The sequence below is a fragment of the Streptomyces rishiriensis genome (assembly GCF_030815485.1).
Lineage (GTDB): Bacteria > Actinomycetota > Actinomycetes > Streptomycetales > Streptomycetaceae > Streptomyces > Streptomyces rishiriensis_A.
The window spans coordinates 8,049,976-8,067,952 of the sequence record NZ_JAUSWV010000002.1; the positions used below are offsets into that span (position 1 = coordinate 8,049,976).

Annotated in this window: 16 protein-coding genes; 3 read left to right on the forward strand and 13 right to left on the reverse strand. The window is 72.5% G+C overall.

The window, feature by feature from the left end:
* Positions 1 to 161 precede the first annotated feature (161 nt).
* The 8 genes from QF030_RS37955 to QF030_RS37990 form a co-directional block, all read right to left on the reverse strand.
* The gene (locus tag QF030_RS37955; protein ID WP_307167100.1) at positions 162 to 2,090 is read right to left on the reverse strand and encodes an AMP-binding protein; all 1,929 of its coding nucleotides are present in this window, start codon (positions 2,088 to 2,090) and stop codon (positions 162 to 164) included.
* The gene (locus QF030_RS37960; protein ID WP_307167101.1) at positions 2,087 to 3,205 is read right to left on the reverse strand and encodes a Glu/Leu/Phe/Val dehydrogenase dimerization domain-containing protein; all 1,119 of its coding nucleotides are present in this window, start codon (positions 3,203 to 3,205) and stop codon (positions 2,087 to 2,089) included. Before QF030_RS37960 ends, QF030_RS37955 begins: the two co-directional genes overlap by 4 nt.
* 71 nt (positions 3,206 to 3,276) lie before the next feature.
* On the reverse strand, positions 3,277 to 3,840 hold the full coding sequence (locus tag QF030_RS37965; RefSeq protein ID WP_307167102.1) for a type 1 glutamine amidotransferase: 564 nt from the start codon (positions 3,838 to 3,840) through the stop codon (positions 3,277 to 3,279).
* A gap of 11 nt (positions 3,841 to 3,851) precedes the next feature.
* Positions 3,852 to 4,652 (reverse strand): amino acid kinase family protein, encoded by an 801-nt coding sequence (locus QF030_RS37970; RefSeq protein WP_307167103.1) that lies wholly within the window; start codon positions 4,650 to 4,652, stop codon positions 3,852 to 3,854.
* Positions 4,649 to 5,713, reverse strand: coding sequence for an N-acetyl-gamma-glutamyl-phosphate reductase (gene argC / locus QF030_RS37975; RefSeq protein ID WP_307167104.1), 1,065 nt, complete (start codon positions 5,711 to 5,713; stop codon positions 4,649 to 4,651). The genes QF030_RS37970 and argC overlap by 4 nt, the downstream gene beginning before the upstream one ends.
* A complete protein-coding gene (locus QF030_RS37980; protein ID WP_307167836.1) occupies positions 5,710 to 6,558 on the reverse strand; it encodes an ATP-grasp domain-containing protein in 849 nt (282 codons plus the stop codon). Before QF030_RS37980 ends, argC begins: the two co-directional genes overlap by 4 nt.
* A 1-nt stretch (position 6,559) precedes the next feature.
* Positions 6,560 to 6,745, reverse strand: a complete 186-nt coding sequence (locus QF030_RS37985; protein WP_307167105.1) for a lysine biosynthesis protein LysW — start codon at positions 6,743 to 6,745, stop codon at positions 6,560 to 6,562.
* 92 nt (positions 6,746 to 6,837) lie between these two features.
* Positions 6,838 to 7,989, reverse strand: coding sequence for a LeuA family protein (locus QF030_RS37990; protein ID WP_307167106.1), 1,152 nt, complete (start codon positions 7,987 to 7,989; stop codon positions 6,838 to 6,840).
* Between the two features lie 213 nt (positions 7,990 to 8,202).
* On the opposite strand from QF030_RS37990, the gene QF030_RS37995 reads away from it, so the two are divergent.
* Positions 8,203 to 8,955, forward strand: a complete 753-nt coding sequence (locus QF030_RS37995; RefSeq protein ID WP_307167107.1) for a maleate cis-trans isomerase family protein — start codon at positions 8,203 to 8,205, stop codon at positions 8,953 to 8,955.
* Positions 8,956 to 9,047: 92 nt separating this feature from the next.
* Here QF030_RS37995 and QF030_RS38000 read toward each other — a convergent pair whose 3' ends face one another.
* The 4 genes from QF030_RS38000 to QF030_RS38015 all read right to left on the reverse strand — a co-directional run bounded on the left by QF030_RS38000 (position 9,048) and on the right by QF030_RS38015 (position 13,366).
* Positions 9,048 to 9,737, reverse strand: a complete 690-nt coding sequence (locus QF030_RS38000; protein WP_307167837.1) for a response regulator transcription factor — start codon at positions 9,735 to 9,737, stop codon at positions 9,048 to 9,050.
* A gap of 31 nt (positions 9,738 to 9,768) precedes the next feature.
* Positions 9,769 to 10,965 (reverse strand): IS701 family transposase, encoded by a 1,197-nt coding sequence (locus tag QF030_RS38005; protein ID WP_444875795.1) that lies wholly within the window; start codon positions 10,963 to 10,965, stop codon positions 9,769 to 9,771.
* 491 nt (positions 10,966 to 11,456) lie between these two features.
* Complete coding sequence (locus tag QF030_RS38010; RefSeq protein ID WP_307167109.1) at positions 11,457 to 12,689, reverse strand: MFS transporter; 1,233 nt, start codon at positions 12,687 to 12,689, stop codon at positions 11,457 to 11,459.
* Positions 12,690 to 12,826: 137 nt separating this feature from the next.
* Complete coding sequence (locus QF030_RS38015; RefSeq protein ID WP_307167110.1) at positions 12,827 to 13,366, reverse strand: SDR family oxidoreductase; 540 nt, start codon at positions 13,364 to 13,366, stop codon at positions 12,827 to 12,829.
* Between the two features lie 194 nt (positions 13,367 to 13,560).
* Between QF030_RS38015 and QF030_RS38020 the strand changes: the two genes are divergently transcribed.
* Positions 13,561 to 16,929 carry an AfsR/SARP family transcriptional regulator gene (locus tag QF030_RS38020; RefSeq protein ID WP_307167111.1) on the forward strand — a complete coding sequence of 1,123 codons (3,369 nt, stop codon included), beginning with the start codon at positions 13,561 to 13,563 and terminating at the stop codon, positions 16,927 to 16,929.
* Between the two features lie 217 nt (positions 16,930 to 17,146).
* On the opposite strand, the gene QF030_RS38025 is transcribed toward QF030_RS38020, so the two are convergent.
* Positions 17,147 to 17,302, reverse strand: a complete 156-nt coding sequence (locus QF030_RS38025) for a hypothetical protein (protein ID WP_307167112.1) — start codon at positions 17,300 to 17,302, stop codon at positions 17,147 to 17,149.
* Positions 17,303 to 17,483: 181 nt separating this feature from the next.
* On the opposite strand from QF030_RS38025, the gene QF030_RS38030 reads away from it, so the two are divergent.
* Complete coding sequence (locus QF030_RS38030) at positions 17,484 to 17,960, forward strand: ATP-binding protein (RefSeq protein ID WP_307167113.1); 477 nt, start codon at positions 17,484 to 17,486, stop codon at positions 17,958 to 17,960.
* Positions 17,961 to 17,977: the final 17 nt, after the last annotated feature.

The window sequence follows — 17,977 nt, forward strand, 5'->3', positions numbered from 1 at the left end:
ACGGGAGATCGGGACGGGAGATCGGGACGGGAGATCGGGACGGGAGATCGGGGCGGGAGATCGGGGCGAGGGAAAGGGGGCGAGTCGGCAAGCGCCGAGGTGACGGGCCGGGACGGGGCGAGCCGGGGAGAGCTGAGGTGACGGGCCGGGACGGGGGCAGCTCAGGCCGGCGTGTATCGCCGGCGCAGCTCCGCCTTGCGGACTTTGCCGGTCAGGGTCTTGGGCAGGGCGGGCAACAGCTCGACGCGGTCCGGCAGGAAGCGTGAGTCGTGGCCCGCTTTCCTGACGTGGGCGCGGACTTCGTCGAGTGACGGGCCCGTGGCGCCGTTGGGCACCACGACGGCACAGATGTCTTCGACTCGGTCCCCGGTTCCGGTCTCGGCTCCCGCCGCCGCTGCCGTCCGCGCGGACGGCAGGCCCACCAGTGCCGCCTCGACGACCTGCGGGTGGCCGGCGATGACCGACTCCAGCTCCGTCACGGGAGCGACCAGGCCGTCGCGGAGGATGGCGTCACGTGCCCGGCCGATGATGCGGATGCCGCCGCGGCCGTCGTCCCGGGCGAGGTCGCCGGTGTCGAACCAGCCGTCCGCGTCGAGTTCCGCCTCGAACGCGTCCTCGCGGCGGTGGTAGCCGAGCGCGAGCGACGCGCCGCGCACTCTGAGGCGGCCCACCACGTCGCGTCCGCCGTCGCCGATGTCGGACGGGTCGATGCGCAGCTCCATGGCGTCGATGGCGCTGCCGTTGCTGTGGGCCGCCCAGTCCGTGGGGTCCGTCGGCCGGGTCATGGTCACCGGGCCGTTCTCGGACATGCCCCAGAGCGAGTAGGTGCGTGCGCCGAGCGACTCGTGGACGTCGTCGGCCAGTTCCCGGAGGACCTGCGCCGAACCGATCACCACATGGCGCAGGGTGCTCGTGTCGCGTCGATCGGCGCGCTGTGACGCGGTCACGTCCACGAGCGTCGCCGGTGGCCCGTACAGGAGCGTGGCGCCGTAGCGCTCCACCAGGTCGAGCAGCGCCTCGTTCCTGCGTTCGTCCTGGAAGGCGACGGTGCCACCGAGCAGCACGCTTCCGAGGACGCCCTGGGCGAAGCCCGAGTAGTGGACGAGCGGCGTGGACACGGCGGCCACCCAGTCGTCGCCGGGCCCGAAGGCGTCGACATATCCGCGTACGGCGGAGTGGACCGTGTTCTGACTGTGCAGGACGCCCTTGGAGGCGCCGGTGGTGCCGGAGGTGAACAGGACCACGAACGGTTCGTCGGCCGTCAGTGCCAGGCCGTCCAGGCCGCTCGGGCTCTCGAGGTCGCCGGCATCCGGACGCTGTTCCCGTTCGACGGCCACGAAGTGGTCGGCGAAGGAGCGCGCGCCCTCGGGCACCGGGCCGTCGACCACCATCACGTGCTCGAGAGCGGGGAGTTCGTCCCGCAACCGCGTGACGATGTCCGCCAACGGTGTGCCCGCCCACTGCGGGAGAGTGACGCACACCTTGGCCTCGGTGAGGCCGAGTCGGTGCCGCAGCTCGTCCTCCGGGCAGATGGGAGAGATCGGGCAGATGACGGCGCCGACGCGCATGCAGGCGAAGATCAGCGGCACCATCTCCCAGCGGTTGGGGAGCTGCACGGCCACGAAGTCACCCCGACGTACGCCGAGTTCGAGCAGGGCGAGGGCGAACCGGTCGGTGAGCCGGGCCAGTTCGGCGTAGTCGAGCGTGTCGGTGCGGGACTCGGCGACGCGGCGCCCCGCGACGGCGAGCCGACGCGGGTGCTCACGCGCGTGCCGGCGCAGATCGTCGAGGAAGGTCTCCTCCCGCCACCAGCCGTGGCGACGGTAGTCCGCTCCCCGCTCCCCGCTCGACGCGCCTGCCGGTACGGTGCGTCCGGTCGCCGACGTCCCGGCGGTCCCGGTGGTCGCGGCCGTCTCGGGGGGCCCGGCGGCCGTACCCGTCGTGGAAGCCCGGGCAGTGCCGGCCGCCGTAGCCGCCTCGGATGTCCTGGCGGTAGTGACTACCTTGGGAGCCCGGCCGGTTGAACCGCCTGCGAAGGTCTCGGTCTCGGTACCCGCCGCCCGCCCGGACGTCCCGGTCGTCGCGCTCATCGGCGGTCCTTCCGGCGGGCCTCGAGCAGCTCGGGCAACGGGTCGCCGGCCCGGGCGGAGGCGATGTCGAGCAGATCGCGGGTGTTCTGCCGTACCCGGTCGCCCACCCAGTCGAACACCCACTCCTTGCGGGCGTCCGCCGGGAGGTCGAAGGGGACGACCCGGGTGACGGCCAGGGCGGCTGCCCCGGCTCCGCCGATGTTGGCGATCACGCCGGGGACCAGCGCGGCGCCTGAGGCGGCCACCTTCTCCCGTGCCGCTGGGCTGGAGGCGAGGTTCGCGCCCTCGACCACCAGTCCCGGCCGCAGCCGGTGCGTGTTCTCGGCGGTGAGGGCGTGCTTCTGCGCGGCGAGGACCAGCAGGTCGGCGTCGACGTCGAGCCAGGCGTCCGGTTCGCCGGAGACGGTGACGTGCCCGGGCAGCCGGGACCGGTCTATCTCCCCGAACTCGTCGGTGACGGCGATCAGGTCGGCCACCGGCAGCCGGTCCGCGCTGATGGTGCCCCGCACGTCGGCCACGGCCACGACGAGGTGCCCGCGGTCCTCCAGGAACCGGGCGACCGAGCGGCCCACCGCGCCGAAGCCCTGCACCACGACCCGGGCCGGCTCCGTACGGCCGCTCGCCTCGAGGGCGGTGACCGCCGCGACTCCGACTCCGTGCCCCGTGACGTCGATCAGGGGCTCGTAGTAGGTGCGCCAGTCGATCGGCATGTCGGGGGCGCCGAGCCGGTAGCGCGGGTCGTAGCCGGCCTCGTCGAAGAAGACGGCCCGGTCGGCGGGGGTGACGCCCATGTCGATGCCGAGGTGGATGCCGCCGTGCAGCAGCGGTTTGACGGTGCGGCCGAAGACGCGGAACGTCTGCTCGCGGTTACTGCCGTCGGAGACGATGCCGCCCTTGGCGCCGCCGATGCGCAGGCCCGCGAGCGTGAACTTGTCGGTCATGTCGCGGGCCAGGCCCGCCACTTCCTCCTCGGTGACCCCGGGCGTCATCCGCACGCCGCCCATGCCCAGACCGTCGACGAGGCTGTCGACGACCACCCAGCCCCTGACGTCGCCACCGCTGCCGTTGAGGTGGACGGTGAACGCGGGTTCCTGGTCGTTTTCCGGCACACTCATGGCCAAGTCCTTCGTACGTAGAGGGTGTGAGGGGGGAAGAGAGCGGACGCTGCGTCCGCGCGCGGCGGCCGTCACCGGTAGAGCTGCGCGAAGCCCCGCAGGATCTCCAGGCCGTCGCTGCGGAACTCCAGGTGGGCCTGGGAACCGAAGATCCGTCCGTCGTCGGAGCGCAGGAACTCCACGGGCGCGTGCTCGGAGCGGCCGATGGAGCGGAAGCCCGCCGGGGCCTCCTGGAGGTAGAGGGTGTGCCGGTGGAAGACCGTCACCGTCGGCTTCACGTGGGTGAAGAGCGGCTCTTCCTTGTCGACCTGCGCCTCGTGACCGCCGACGCGCTGCGGCCCCTCCACGAGGCGGCCGCCGGCCGAGACCGCGAGGATCTGCATACCGCCGCAGATTCCGAAGACGGGGACGTCGGTGCTTGTCACGAGGTCGATGAGGGGCCGGTAGTGGTCGCGATCGTAGGCCCGCACCTTGGTGCCGCTGAGGACGATCGCCTGGTAGCGGCCGTCGAGCCGGGCGGGCACGGAGGCCGCGTCGACCGTATCGGTCGCCGAGCCCAACTCCTCGAACCTCCCGCGGAGTTGTTTCAGGGACAGGGTTCCGTTGTTGACGACCAGTACCCGGGGTTGCGCCACGTGTTCGCTCCTCAGATTCGCGTGATGACGGTGCCGGTGCGGGCGGCGAGCAGGTCGGTGACGGGTGCGCTGCCGATGACGACCCGCTGTACGCCGTGCCCGAGTGCCTCGCCCGCGGCCCGCAGCTTCTTGCGCATGCCGCCGGTGGCGCCCTTGTCACGGAATCTGGCGGCCGCCTTCTCGGTGATGCGGCGCACCGGCTCCCCGTCGATCAGCAGGTGGGCGACGTCCGTGACGAGGACGAGGTCGGTCGCGCCGGTGGCGCCGGCGACGGCGGCGGCGGCCCGGTCGGCGTCGGTGTTCACCTCCTGGCCCGCTGCGTTGCGGGCCAGAGGGGTGACGAGGTAGGCGTGGCGGGGTTCCAGGTTCTTCAGCGGCGCCGGGTCCACGCCGGTGATGGGACCCACCAGGTTCTCCAGCTCGACGAGCTGTTTGTCCCGCCACCACCAGCGCTCGCCGTCGCCGGCGCTGACCAGGCCGTCGCTGCCGAGCAGCCGTTCCGCGGCGACGCCGCGCCGTTCCAGTCGGCCGAGGACGTCCTCGGCCAGCTCGGCGCTGACGGTCTTGATGTCGGCGATGACCTCGGGCGTGGTCCAGCGGCTCTGGTTGCCGTACCGGTCGCGCAGCACCGCCGACGGCTCGCTGTAGCGGGGGCTGAGCCTCTTCAGCGGCTTGGACCAGCCGTGCACGAGGATCAGCGGACGGTCCTGGCCGTGCCGGGCGAGGTCGTCCCACCACGCGCCGTCGAGGTCGTCGAGGCAGCTGCCGCCGAGCTTCACCACGGTCGGCGGGCGGTGGTCCGGCCGGCTCACGCGGGCATCACCGGCTGCATCGTCAGGCCCGTCTCCTCGGGCAGTCCGAACCGCCTGTTCACGACCTGCACGGCCTGGCCGGCGGCACCCTTGACGAGGTTGTCGAGGGCGGCGAGTACGACGATGCGGCCGCCCGCGCCCTGGTCCTCGTCGAGCAGGACGGTCACGTCGCAGAAGTTGGAGCCGAGGACGGCCTGCGGGTCGGGCACCGGGATCATCGTCTCGGCGTGCCGCCGCACCCGCACGAAGGGGTGTCCCTTGTAGAAGCGCAGATACGCCCGTTGCAGTTCACGCTGGTCGACGCTCTGGTCGGTGAACACGTAGGAGCTGGTGAGCAGACCGCGCACGTGGGACACGCCGTACGCGGACATGCTCAGGGAGCCGAGGGTGCCCGGCTTGGCGCGCCTGAGGAAGTCACCCACCTCGGCGGCGTGCCGGTGCCCGGTGGGGGCGTACGGGGCGATGGCCCCGCTGCGGAAGGGGTGCAGGTCGGCGGTGCGCAGCTGGAGGCCGCCGCCGCTGGAGCCGCTCTTGCCGTCGACCACCACGGTCCGCAGCTCCAGGCCGAGGCCGAGGGTGAGCGGGGCGAGCCCGAGGGTGATCGCGGTTGCGTAGCAGCCGGGCAGCGAGATCAGCGCGGCGTCCGCCAGCTGGTCGCCGATCAGTTCGGGTACGCCGTACACGAATCGGTCCGCGAGGTCGGTACGCCGTTTCACCTTCGGGTACCAGCGGTCGTGCAGCTCGGGGGTGCGGATCCGGAAGGCGCCGCTGAGGTCCACGACGGCCGGGACCCGGTCGGCGAGCAGTCCGGCCAGCTCCGCCGAGACCGGCGCCGGGGTGGCCAGGAAGACGACGTCGCACTCGGCGGCGATGTCCTCGGTGACGGGCCGCACGGTCAGGCCGTGGTCGATGCGCAGATTCGGGTGAAGTTCGGCCGGGCGTCTGCCGATGTGGGAGGAGCCGCCCAGGAAGGTCAGCTCCAGGTCCGGATGTTGGGTGATCAGCCTGATGAGTTCGCCGCCGGCGAGCCCCGAGGCGCCCACGACTCCTGCGCGGATCATGCGAGCAGCTCCTGCACGTAGCGGCCGATGGCCGACGGGATGTCCGCGCCGGTCGCCGAGGCCACGGCCCGGAAGCCGGGAGCGTGGTTGACCTCGTTGACGACGGGCCCGTCGGGGGAGTGGAAGAGGTCGACCCCGTAGATGCCGGGGCCGAGTTCGGACACGACCTGGTCGATGATCTTCAGTACGTCGGGGTCGTGGGCGACGGCGCGGCTGCTGTTGCCGAGAGCCGCGTTGTTGCGCCAGTCGGCGCCGCCGCTCTCGAACTCCGCGGCGGCGACCAGCTCGCGTCCGACCACGAGGCAGCGCACGGACGTGCCGCCCAGGTACGGCTCCACCAGGCACGCCTGCTCGAAGGCGTGTCCGAGGTCCTCGACGTAGTCGTACACGGACTGGGCGGTGTCGGCGTGCCGGATGAGGGTGACCCGCTTGCCCATGCCGCCGAAGACGGGCTTGAGGACCAGCGGCAGGGGCAGCTCGTCGAGTGCCTGCTGGAAGTCCTTGCGGGAGAGGACCAGCCGGAAGTCCGGCACCGGTACGCCCGCGGTGCGCAGCAGCGCGCGCAGGACGGCCTTGTTCTCACAGGCGTGGATCGCCCGGGCGGTGTTCAGGGCGGGCACTCCGGCCGCCTCCGCGAGGGTGGCGATCAGCCCTCCGCGGGTGTAGCTGCGACTTCGCACCAGCAATGCGTCGTAGCCGAGGAGGGACGGCGCGTCGGGCCCGCCCAGACCGAGGGACTCGTCGTTGACCCAGTCGAGGCGCAGGCCGAAGGCCGGGGCGGCCTCGATCAGCCGGCGTTCCTCCCAGCTGATCCGGTCCGCGACGACGGCCACCGTGCTGCCCATGTCACTGCCCCCAGTCACGGAGCTGCACCTCGACCATCTGAAGTGTCAGTCGGCCGTCCTTGATGTCCTCGACGCGGAGCGTGAGGATGCATTCGGGGCAGGACAGGGTCTCGCCCTGGAGGACGGGCGGCACGGTCAGGCCGGTCTCGCACTCGGGGCAGGTGCCGGTGAGGGTCGCGCTGGGCATGGGTCAACTCCGTTGTTCGTGTGACGGGTCGGTGGTGGAGGCGGGGCCGGGCGGCCCGGGCGGGACGCGGACCCGGCTCCCGGAGAGGGGGTTCAGGCGGGCCTGAAGTCGATGGCGGCCTTGCGGATCGCGTCCCGGTCGAGCAGCGGACGGCCCTGACGCTCCTGCTGTCGGCCGAGCCAGGCCGTGAAGGCGTCGATGTCGACCGAGACGCCCGAGTCGGCGAGGGCCCACTTGACGAGGGCGGGGGTGAGTCGCGTTCGCACCAGCAACTCACGGCTGTTCCCGACCAGTTCGGCGGGCAGTGTCTCGTACGCCTCCGGATGGCTGAGCTGGCCGGGCAGCTCGTAGGCGAAGGCGTGCGGTGTGGTCGGCCCCGACTGGAAGGCGTCGCCGAGTCCGGCCCCTTCGAGCGCGACGCGCGACAGCTCGGTGAGGTGGGTCAGATCGAAGCGGGTGTCCCCATGGATGACGCGCAGCGAGGTCAGCAGCTCGGCCAGTGGGGCGTTGCCACCGCGTTCGCCGATACCCCCGACGGTCGCGGAGACCCACCGCGCGCCCGCGCGGACGGCGGCGAGGGAGTTGGCGACGGCCATGCCCAGCATGTTGTGCGAGTGGATCTCGATCTCGGAGCCGTCGATCGCGGTGAGGTCCGCGATCACCTTCTCCATCTGCCACGGCGAAAGATAGGCGACGGTCTCCGCGAGCCGGAACCGGTCCGCTCCCGCCTCGAAGCCCGCGGCGACGTAGGGCACGAGCCGCTCGCGAGGGGTGCGGGCGCCGTCCTCGCCGCTGAAGGTGACGTGGAAGCCGCGCTCCTTGGCCTGCGTGATGGCCGAACGGGCCAGTGTCTGGAGGAACTTGGCACTGGGCGAGCCGAGTTTCAGCCGGGCGTGCTGCTCGGAGGTGGGGATGGAGTACATGACGTGTCGCACCCCCAGGCGTTCCGCCTCGTCCAGGGCCTGCGCGACCTGCCGGCGGTCCCGGACGACGACGAGCGTCATGCTGCGCTCGGGACCGACCGCCTCGTGGGTGGCGAGGACGAGGTCCGCGTCCTTGGCGTCCGGTCCGGACACCATGCCCACCTCGACCAACTCGACGCCGGTGCGCACCAGGAGGTCCGCGATGACCGCCGCGTCCTCGGGACCGAACTCGACGCCCGCCATGTGGGCCGAGTCCCGCAGGGTCGCGTCGGATATGTGGGGCAGCTCCGGCGATATCTCGGGATTTCCTGCTGCTGCCATTTCCTTCGCTCCTTATTTCGGAATGGCCGGTCTGGTGCTGCTGCCAAGCCTCCGCCGCACGGCAGGGAAGGGCAAGATCTTTTGTGTCAGGTCTCTGTGGGGGAATGTCAGGGACTGTCAGGAGGGAAAGCAAGTGCAAATGCCGCGTGCGGTGTACGACAATTCGGCGGGCCCGAACCGCCATTGCCCCGACCGGCGTTCTACTGTGCGGCCATGGATCTCTTCTCGCTGCCCCGGCTGGGGGTCGTCGTCCCGCCGGAGAACCCGACTGCCGAACCGGAGTTCAACAGCCTTGTCGGCTCCGGCATGAATGTGTACACGTCCCGTTTCCCGGTGACTCCCGGAATCGGGCTCCGGGAGATGCTGGACCTGTACAACGAGGTGCTTCCCGAGACCCTCGGCAACTTCGGCGGCATGCGCCTGGACGCCGCCGTGGTGGCGTGCAGCGCGTCGCACTATCTGCTCGACCCCGAGGGCGATCGCGCCTACTGCGCCGAGCTGTCCGCGCGCGCGGGCTTTCCCGTGCAGTCGTCGACGCAGGCCATCCTGGCCGTGTGCGAGGCACTCGGGGTGACCCGTCTGACGCTCGTCTCCCCGTACCAGCCATGGCTCAGTGACACGTCCCTGGCCTTCTGGGAGCGGGCCGGCCTCACGGTCGACGGCCTGCTGCTGGTACCGGCGGCCACCGATCCCGCCGGGGGCGAGCACTACGACCCCTACGAGGTCAGCACCGGGGCGATCCTGCGGCGTATACGCGAGCACGGGCTCCCCGACGACACCGCCGTGCTGTTCACCGGTACCGGCATGGGTACCCTCGCCGCCCTCACCGAGCTCGCCCGGGAGCAACCGCACCGCACGCTGCTGACCTCGAATCTCGCTTCGGCCTGGTGGGCGCGGCGTGCGGTGGGCGGCGGCGCCGAGGAGACGCATCCGCTGCTACGGCGCCTGGAGCGCGGGGCCGCGTGAGGTCCCGGCCGTCCGTGCGGTCCGCCGGGCGGGCCCCGGGGCGCGGTGAGCGCCTCGGTGGCGCTCCCCGGGGCCTGCCGTCGGCGGACGTGTCAGCCGGCGGACGGCTCGGGCACGGACCAGGCGTAGCCCAGCCGATAGCCGACCCCTCGCACGGTGATGATCCAACCGCTGGAGCCGAGTTTCGCCCGCAGGCTGCTCACATGCGTGTCGATGGTGCGACTCGTGTGCACCCAAGTGTTTCCCCAGACCCTCGCCATCAGCTCCTTGCGGGTCACGACGGTCTCCGGATCGGCCGCCAGGGCGTACAGCAGCTCGAATTCCTTCGAGGTGACATCGACGAGCCTGTCGTGCAGGCGCACTTCCCGGGTCCGCGGATCGATGTGCAGCGGGCGCAGTGTGATGCTGTCCGGGAGGCCGGATCTCGGGCGGGAGCGCCGCAGCACCGCCTCGATACGGGCCCCGATCTCCCGGAATCCCCAGGTCTTGACCACGCAGTCGTCCGCTCCCGCTCGCAGGGCGAGGACGCGTTCCAGTTCGTCGTCGAGATCGGTGACGGCGATCACGGGGGTGTCGCTGCCGGCCCGCAGGGACCGGCACAGCTCCACTCCGTCGATGTCGGGCAGCTCCAGCGAGAGCAGCACCAGGTCGGTGTCGCGGCACGCCGACAGCGCGCGCGCCCCCGTGTCGACGCTGCGGGCGGTGTATCCCTGCCGGCGCAGAGCACCCACCATGGTCGCGGCGGTGGAGGCGTTCCGCTCCACCACGAGCACGTCGGTCATCTGTTCCACCCCTCTCCTCTTCGGCTTCCCGTCAGCTCGCGGCCTCGGTGAGTTCGGCCGGTGCCGCGGAGGCGGTGCCGGGGGCGCCGGGGAGGTGCTGGTAGACGTACGCGGCCGACGCCATGGTCATGTGGCGGTGCCAGCCGGGGAAGGAACGGCCCTCGAAGTCGAGGACGCCGTAGCGTTTCTGCAGGGCGTCGACGGTCGCCCGGGCGGCGATGTGGCCACGTACGAGCCGCAGCACCTCGTCCACCCTCGTCGAGGTGAGCGTGGTGATCCAGTACCGGGTGCGCTGCCGGCCGTCCGGGGCGGGCCGCTCCAGGATGCGGTACCTGGGGGAGTCGAGCTCGTCGCGCGCGCCGAGCATCGGCAGCCGTACGGTGGTGGCGTAGGTGTGGACCGGCGCCGCCTTCGCGCCGCCGTCCGCGGTCTGCCGGATCATCACGTGCGTCTGCCGGGCGTGCCGCACGTTCATCAACTCGCCGACGGTGCTCACGAGGGGCGCGCGCCGGCCGGCGAGGACGAGCTGGTCCGCGTCGACCTCGCACACCACGTCGAGACGTTGCCGGGCGAGCCCGGCGAGTAATCCGCCCGCTTCGTCGGATCGCGTCAGGTCGAGGACCCAGGGGGCGCGGGGCAGCCGGGGCCGCGCCGCCACGTCCGCGGCGAAGTCGAGGACGTGGGCGCCCGCGGGTTGTCCGGTCTCCGTCTCCGGTATGCGCGCACGGCGTCTGCGCTCCGGGTCCGAGCCCCAGGGTCCGCCGAGCACGAGGCTCCAGTCGACGGGGAACGCGTGGGTGTCCGTGGAGAGGAACAGGCCCATCGCCCGCTGGCAGTTGAGGGTGCGCCCGGTGGTCGCGTCCCGGCGGCGGTGCACGCCCACCGAGTGCTCGCCGCGCTTGGGGATGACGAGTTCGGCTACGGTCCAGGCGTACGGCGCCGCGTTCGCGGTGACCCGCAGGGCGAGTCTGTGGCGTACCGGCTCCCAGTCCCACGGGCTGGCGGTGACGAACTGGCGCAGTCCGTGCGCCGCGGCCGTGGGTAACGCCGCCGCCCGCGCCATGTTCTGCGGGGTCTTCCTGCCGGAGAGATGGGCGAGGGCCCAGAGATATGCCTGGGCCCAACGGCGTTGCTCGGCCCGGTGAAACGGGCTGAAAATCTCATCCACGAATGTCTGGATGTCAGTTCCATTGACCGGCGCGGCCGTGTATGCCTCGCTCGACGACATCTGGTGCTGTCCCCCTCGTAATCGAATCGCTTACACCCAGTGGGTGCATGGCACATCCGTACGAGGCACAAAAATACCGTCCAGGTCGGCAAATGTGTGGAGCGGTCGTTTACTTTGTAACTTCGCGGCCTGAACAGTGGAAACGCGGACCGGGCGAATGGTGCGTGATGCGACGGGGACGAGTGCGGGCACTCTGACCCTACGGGACGAGCGTCCTGCCCTTGCCCGGTAATTGTCAAAAGTTTATGAACGCTTCCCGATCGAATGCGGAGACGACTTCGCGACCCCTGATGCGCAAAGGCGCGAGGCGGCGCGCGAGTGGCCGCCGAAGGCCGGGGGACGTACCTTCGGCGGCCGTCACGGGAATCCGGGCGGAAGGCCGGATCAGGAGGGGACAGGCCGGGCCGAGCGCGTGCAACGGGCCGGCCGGGCGAGTGGACGGACCGGAGGGGTCGGGCCGGACCGGAGCCGGCTCGCCCTCCCGCGGCGGCCTAAGGTGCCGGCTGCTTCGCGGGGAAACCGTGACTGCGGGCGAACAGGACGACTCCGAGTACGGGCAGCAGGAGCAGCAGCACGGTCCAGGGGAAGGAGTCGCTGCCGCTCAGGTCGAGCAAGACGCCGCCGATGACACCGCCGGCCGCCATGGCGACGTTCCAGAGCGTGACGAGCATCGCCTGGGCCGCGTCCGCCGACTCACCGCCCGCCTCGCCGACCGCGGTCTGCAAGAGGGTGGGCACGCCGCCCCAGCCCAGGCCCCACAGGACGCACGCGAAGTACACGAGGCCGGTGTTGTCGGCGAGGACGGCCAGTAGCGCGGCGGCCACCGCGACCGACAGCGCGCTGGCGACGGTGAGCTGTCGCAGCCGGTGGTGGATCTGGGCGCCGACGATCCAGATGCTCGCCAGCGACGCGGCGCCGAAGGCGAGGAGCACCAGGTCCGTGTCGTCGCCCATGCCCAGGTCGTCGAGGAACGTGGCGATGTAGGCGTACAGGATGGTGTGGGCCAGGACGAACACGAGGGTGACGAACAGGACCGGGGTCACGCCTGGGATGCGCAGGGTCCGCAGCATCTTCGGCCGCTCGCCGCGTCCCTGCCCGGGGTAGTCCGGCACGGACGCCGTGATCCACAGCAGAAGCAGCACGGTGAGCGCCGTCATCGCGAGGAACGCCACACGCCAGCCCAGCGCCTCGCCGAGGAAGGTTCCGGCGGGTACGCCGAGGGAGAGCGCGACGGGAATCCCCGCCATGGCGATGGCGATGGCCTTGCCCTGGAGGTGTACGGGCGCCATACGCCGGGCGTACCCGGCCAGCAGCGCCCACGCCAGACCGGCCGCGACACCCGCGACGAACCGCGCCACCATCGTCAGCCCGTAGACGGACGACACGGCCGTGACGGTGTTGGCGACGGCGAAGCCCGCCATGGAGGACAGCAGCAGTCGCTTGCGCCGCCATCCCGCGGTGGCCGCGGTCAGCGGGATCGCCGTGAGGGCGGTGCCGATCGCGTAGATCGTGACCGTCTGCCCGGTCGCGGACTCGCTCACCTGAAGGTCGTCGCTCATCGCGGGGAGCAGTCCCGCGGGCAGCGTCTCGGTGAGGCTGGTGATGAATACGGCGGTGGCGAGGGCGAGCAGGGCGAGAAGCGGGAGTTTCTGCTGCTCCTCGCCTCCGCCCCTGGCTCGCGGTGCCGCGGCGGAGGCTGCCGCGGTGTCGGGTGCGGTGCTCATGTGGTGTGCTCCGGATCTTCTCAGGACCTTCGGGGACGTTCAGGAGTGGTCAGGGGCATGGGGCTCAGGGGGCGTTCCGGGACGGCGGCATCCGGGCTCCGGTCCTCGGGCGTGGGCTCGGCCGGGCCGGGCGTCCGTCACGGCCGGCTGAGCCCACCGTCGACAGGCAGCCGGGCGCCGGTCGTGAAGGTCGCTTCCGTGGCGAGGAAGAGTGCGGCGCGGGCCACCTCCTCGGCGGCTCCCAACCGGCCCAACGGGGGCAGGGACCCGGCGCCGCCGGGCCCCTCGATACACCCCGGGGCGACGGCGTTGACACGGATGCCGCGGGCGACGAGCTCGGCGGCCAGCGCCTGCACCGCGGCGGCCGAGGGAGCGGAGGCGGTGAGGACCACCGCGCCCCCGTCCCGCAGACGCGGCAGCAACGGCCGCGCCGTCGGCACGGAGTCGACGAAGAGGAGGTCGACGTCGCTCTCGTGGTCCGGGCCGGTCCCGACGGCGGCCGGTTCGACGACGCGTGCGGCGGAGCCCAGCTCGGCGCCCGCCCGAAGGCGCTGCTGCGGGGTGCGGGCGGTCAGCAGGACCGCCGCACCGCCTTCCACGAGACGCTTGGCGATGGCAAGGGCGATGCCGGTGGCCTCACCGACCACCAGAGCCTTCTTGCCCGCGTACCTGGTCATGTCCGCCGTTCCCTCCCGCAGGTGCGTTGCCGCAGAGTGCGCGCTGTCACTCGTCGACGACTGTCGCCGAAGGCGCTTCGGGGAACCTTCGGAACGGCTGACGGTCCGCTGCGGCCGCCCTCGGGCGGCGGCGGGGAAGTGTGCGGCGACCAGCGGTCCCCGGACGGAACCCGGCGCCATGTACGGTGACCCACATGCGGTTTGGGGTGCTCGGGCCACTGGTGGTGTGGGACGACGAGGGTGGGACGGTCAGGGTTCCCGAGATCAAGGTCCGGGCGTTGCTCGCGGACCTGCTCGCGCACGAGGGGGAGCCGGTCTCCGTGGACCGCCTCATCCACGACCTGTGGGGCGACGAACCGCCCGGCAGACCGGCGGGAGCCCTCCAGGCCAAGGTTTCGCAACTGCGCAGGGTCCTCGGCCGCGACCGGGTGGTGCGGCAGCCCCCGGGCTACCGGCTGCGGCTCGACGACGACGAGGTGGACGCCGTCCGCTTCCACGCCCTCGTGGCCGAGGCCCGTCCCCTGGCGGACCCGGCGGCGCGGGCGGCGCTGCTCACCGAGGCGCTCGGCCTCTGGCGGGGCCCCGCGTACGCGGACTTCGTGGACGAGGAGTTCGTGCGGGGGCCCGCGCAGCGTCTCGCGGAGCAGCGGCTGTCCGTGTCGGAGGAGCAGGCGGAGGCACGTCTGGCGGCGGGAGACCACGCCCTGCTCGCCGGAGAACTCGGCGGCCTCGTGGCGCAGCATCCGCTGAGGGAGCGGCTGCGCGCCGCGCAGATGCGGGCGCTCTACCTGACGGGGCGGCAGAGCGAGGCCCTCGCCTCGTACGAGGACCTGAGGTCCCGTCTCGCCGAGGAGCTGGGCGTCGACCCCAGCCCCGAACTCGGCGCCCTGCACCAGGCGGTGCTCCGCCAGGACCCGGTGCTGATCCCCGCGGTGGCGGCGGCCGACGAAGCGGGCCGCGGACACGGTGCGGTCGGCACACCTCTCCGCTCGAACGCCGCGGAGCCCGTTCACCCCGGGCGACGCCTGCCGGTCGCGCCCGCGGACCCGTCCGCCACGGGTGTTCACTCGAACCTGCCCGTCGCGCTCACCCCGCTCGTCGGCCGCGGCCGGGCCCTCGCCGACCTGTCCCGGCTCCTGGGCACCGCTCGGCTGGTGACCGTCACCGGCCCCGGCGGCGTCGGCAAGACCCGCCTGGCCTTGGCGGCGGCGGAAGCGGCGGAGGATGGAGCGGCGGCCGATGGTCGGCCCGACGGGATCTGGCTCGTGGAGTTCGCCGGAGTCCGCGCCGGCACCGCCACCGACCTGGCGCAGGTCGTCGCCACCGTGCTGGGCATCGGGGACGCCCCGTCCTCCGCGCCGGGACCCGGCGCCGGCGCGGCCACCGGCGGACCGTCACCCGTGCACCGTCTCGCCACCGCCCTGCGGGACCGCCGTACGCTGCTCGTCCTGGACAACTGCGAACACGTCGTCGACGCCGCCGCCGACCTCGTCGAGTCGCTCCTGCGCACCGCCCCCGGCCTGCGCGTGCTGGCGACGAGCCAGGAGCCGTTCGGACTGGCGGCCGAGGCCGTGTTCCTGGCCGAACCCCTCCCGACCGCCGACGCCGTAAAGCTGTTCACGCAGCGCGCCGCCGCGTCCGCCCCCGGGTTTCCGCTCGACCCGGACAGGGCCACCGCGTCCGACCGTGCCGCCGTCGCCGAGATCTGCCGTCGCCTCGACGGCATCCCCCTCGCCCTGGAGCTCGCGGCCACCCGGGTACGGGGCCTGGGCGTGCGGGAGTTGGCGGCCCGGCTCGGATGCCGGTTCCAGCTCCTGACCTCCGGGCAGCGCGGCGCCCCCGCCCGCCAGCAGACGCTGCGGGCGGTGATCGACTGGAGCTGGGAGCTGCTCAGCGCCCCCGAGCGCATCGTCCTGCGCCGCCTCGCCGTGCACAGCGACGGCTGCGATCTGGCCGCCGCCGAGGCAGTGTGCGCGGGGGACGGCGTCGCCCGGGAGGATGTGCTCGACCTGGTGACACGGCTCGTCGACCGGTCCCTCGTGGTCATGGTGGACGGGCCCGCCGGGCCCCGTTACCGGCTGCTGGAGTCCGTCGCCGCGTACGCGACGGAGCGGCTGCACGAGATGGAGGACCTCACCGACGTACGCGACCGGCATCTGCGCCACTACCTGGCTCTGGCCGAACAGGCCGAGCCGCAACTGCGCGGCGCCGGACAGCGGCCCTGGCTGGCCCGTCTGGACGCCGAGGCCGGCAATCTGCGTGCGGCGCTCGACGAGGCGGTGCGCCGGGCCGGCGCGGGAGAAGCGGACGAAGCCCTGCGGCTCGCCACCGCCTTGTCCTGGTGGTGGCTTCCGCGCGGTCGCCTCTCCGAGGCGCGCCGCAGCCTGTCGGCCGTCCTCACGGCCACCGCAGCTGCCGACGGCGACGCCACCGCCACAACGGAACTCGCCCTGTTGCATGCCGCGTTCGCGCTGCTCACCGGCGACCACGCCGCTTCGGCCGCCGACGCATGGGCCGCCGCCGACGCCATCTGTGACCCGGTGCGCCGTGCCCGCGCCCTGTGGCTGTGCGCGTACGGCCTGTTCAGCGCGGGCGCCGCCGATCACGGAAGTGAACTGAATGCTCAGGCGCTCGCCCTGTTCTGCGCGGCGGGCGATCGATGGGGCACCGCCGCCGCCCTCGGGCTGCGGGCGACGCTCGCGCTGGTCCGCGGCGATCTCGCCGGGCTCGGCCGCGACGGACTGCGCAGTGCCGCGCTCTTCCGCGAACTGGGCGACCGATGGGGCGAGTTGCAGACCGTGTCGCCACTCGCCGCGCTCGCGGAGATCAGGGGCGAGTACCAGGAAGCGGCCCGCCGCCAGCACGAAGGGCTGCGCATGGCGCAGGAGTTGGGTCTTGCGGCGGAGGTCTCGGCGCGGCTCTCGGGGCTGGGCCGGCTCGCGCTGCTCGCCCGCGACTGGGACCGGGCCCGCGATCTGCACGAGCGGGCCCGCCGCAGCGCTGCGGAACAGGGCTACACATACGGTGAGATCCACTCCGAGATGGGTCTCGCGCTCGGCGCGCGCCGCTCCGGCGACCTGGACGCCGCCGAGGCGCACCTGCTGGTGATCCGCGACGGCTACGCCCAGGTGTCGTCCCAGGCGGGCGACCATCTGCTCTGCGCCGAACTCGGCTTCGTCGCCGAACTCCGCGGCGACCCCGAGCGAGCCCTCGCCCATCACCTGCGCGGTCTGGAAGTAGCCCGCTCACTGGGCGAACCGCGCGCCCTGGCCCTGTCCCTCGAGGGTCTCGCAGGCGTGGCGGTCCTGCACTCCCACGAGCGCGCCGCCGCCTGCTCCGCGCTGCTGCTGGGCGCGGCGGACGCGGCGCGTCGCGGGGTGGGGGCTCCCCTCCCCGCGGCCGAACGCGGCGACGTCGACCGCGTCATGACGGCGGCGCGAGCTGCCCTGGGTGACGGCGCCGCGTTCGCCGAGGCGTTCGAGCAAGGCACCAGGCTGAGCGCCGACGAGGCGGTGCACCATGCCCGTACGAGCCTCGGCTGGCCGGTGGACGCGCCCGGCTGAGACGTGCCTGCCGGCCGGCCGCCGGGCCCGCGGTGGTGACGACGCGGCAGGACCCGGTTCCTCGGCACCGGGGCCTGCGTCCGGGGCTACGAGGTTTCCCAGCACACCGACATCAGCTGCACGCGGTCGCGGAATCGGTGATCGGCTGGGCGCTGGGGGAGTCGCTGGCGGAGCCGTTGGGCCGGGAGCTGGCGGCGACCGCGCAGCGGCAGTCACGTCAGGGGAATGCCGCGGACGCGCCCCGGTAGAGCGGCGGTCGGGACTTCAGGACCTGTTGGACGGCGGGGCGGCACGTGACGGGGGCGTCGATGCCGACCACGCGGTGCTCGACGGAGAGCCGCTCCGGCCGCTCCGCTTCGTCGATGTCGCTCACCGTCTCCTCCACCGCCCTACGGAGCTGCCGGGGTGAGGGGGTGCGGGTGTGCACAGACGGTTCTGTCCCACCGTCCCGACCGCATAGTCTCGGTCCGGCGTGCCGAACAACATGCCTCCGACATGGAGGACGGAATCGGGGGTAGGGGCGCGCGTGAAACGGGGAATGAGGGCGAGGCCAGTTGCGATCCCATGCCGACGACGACGGCTGCACGGCGCCGGGCGAGCACCTGCTGCGCGCCGGCTACGCCCTGGACGGAGACGGCGCCTGCATCGCCGACGCCCGCCACCACGCCGTCGCCTTCCTCGACCGGGCCCACGCAGCCCATCGCCTGCCCGTGTCCGCCCGCGCGCGGGACCTCACCCAGCTGGTGGTAAGCGAGCTCGTCACCAACGCTCTCAAGTACGCTCCCGGTCCTGTCCTGCTGGAACTACGCATCGACGTCCGAGCCGTGGAGGTCGTCGTACGGGACGGCGATCCGGCTGTTCCCGCCGCCCGGGCCGCTGATCCGGGCAGGATCGGCCAGCACGGCCTGGAGATCGTCAAGGCCGTCACCGAAGACCTGTCCATCGAGCAGGAGCCGGCGGGCAAGCGCATCACTGCGCGCATTGCCCTGACCGACACCCCCGGCGCCACCGCCGCCGGAAGCCCGGAATGACGGTGCGGTCGGCGCGG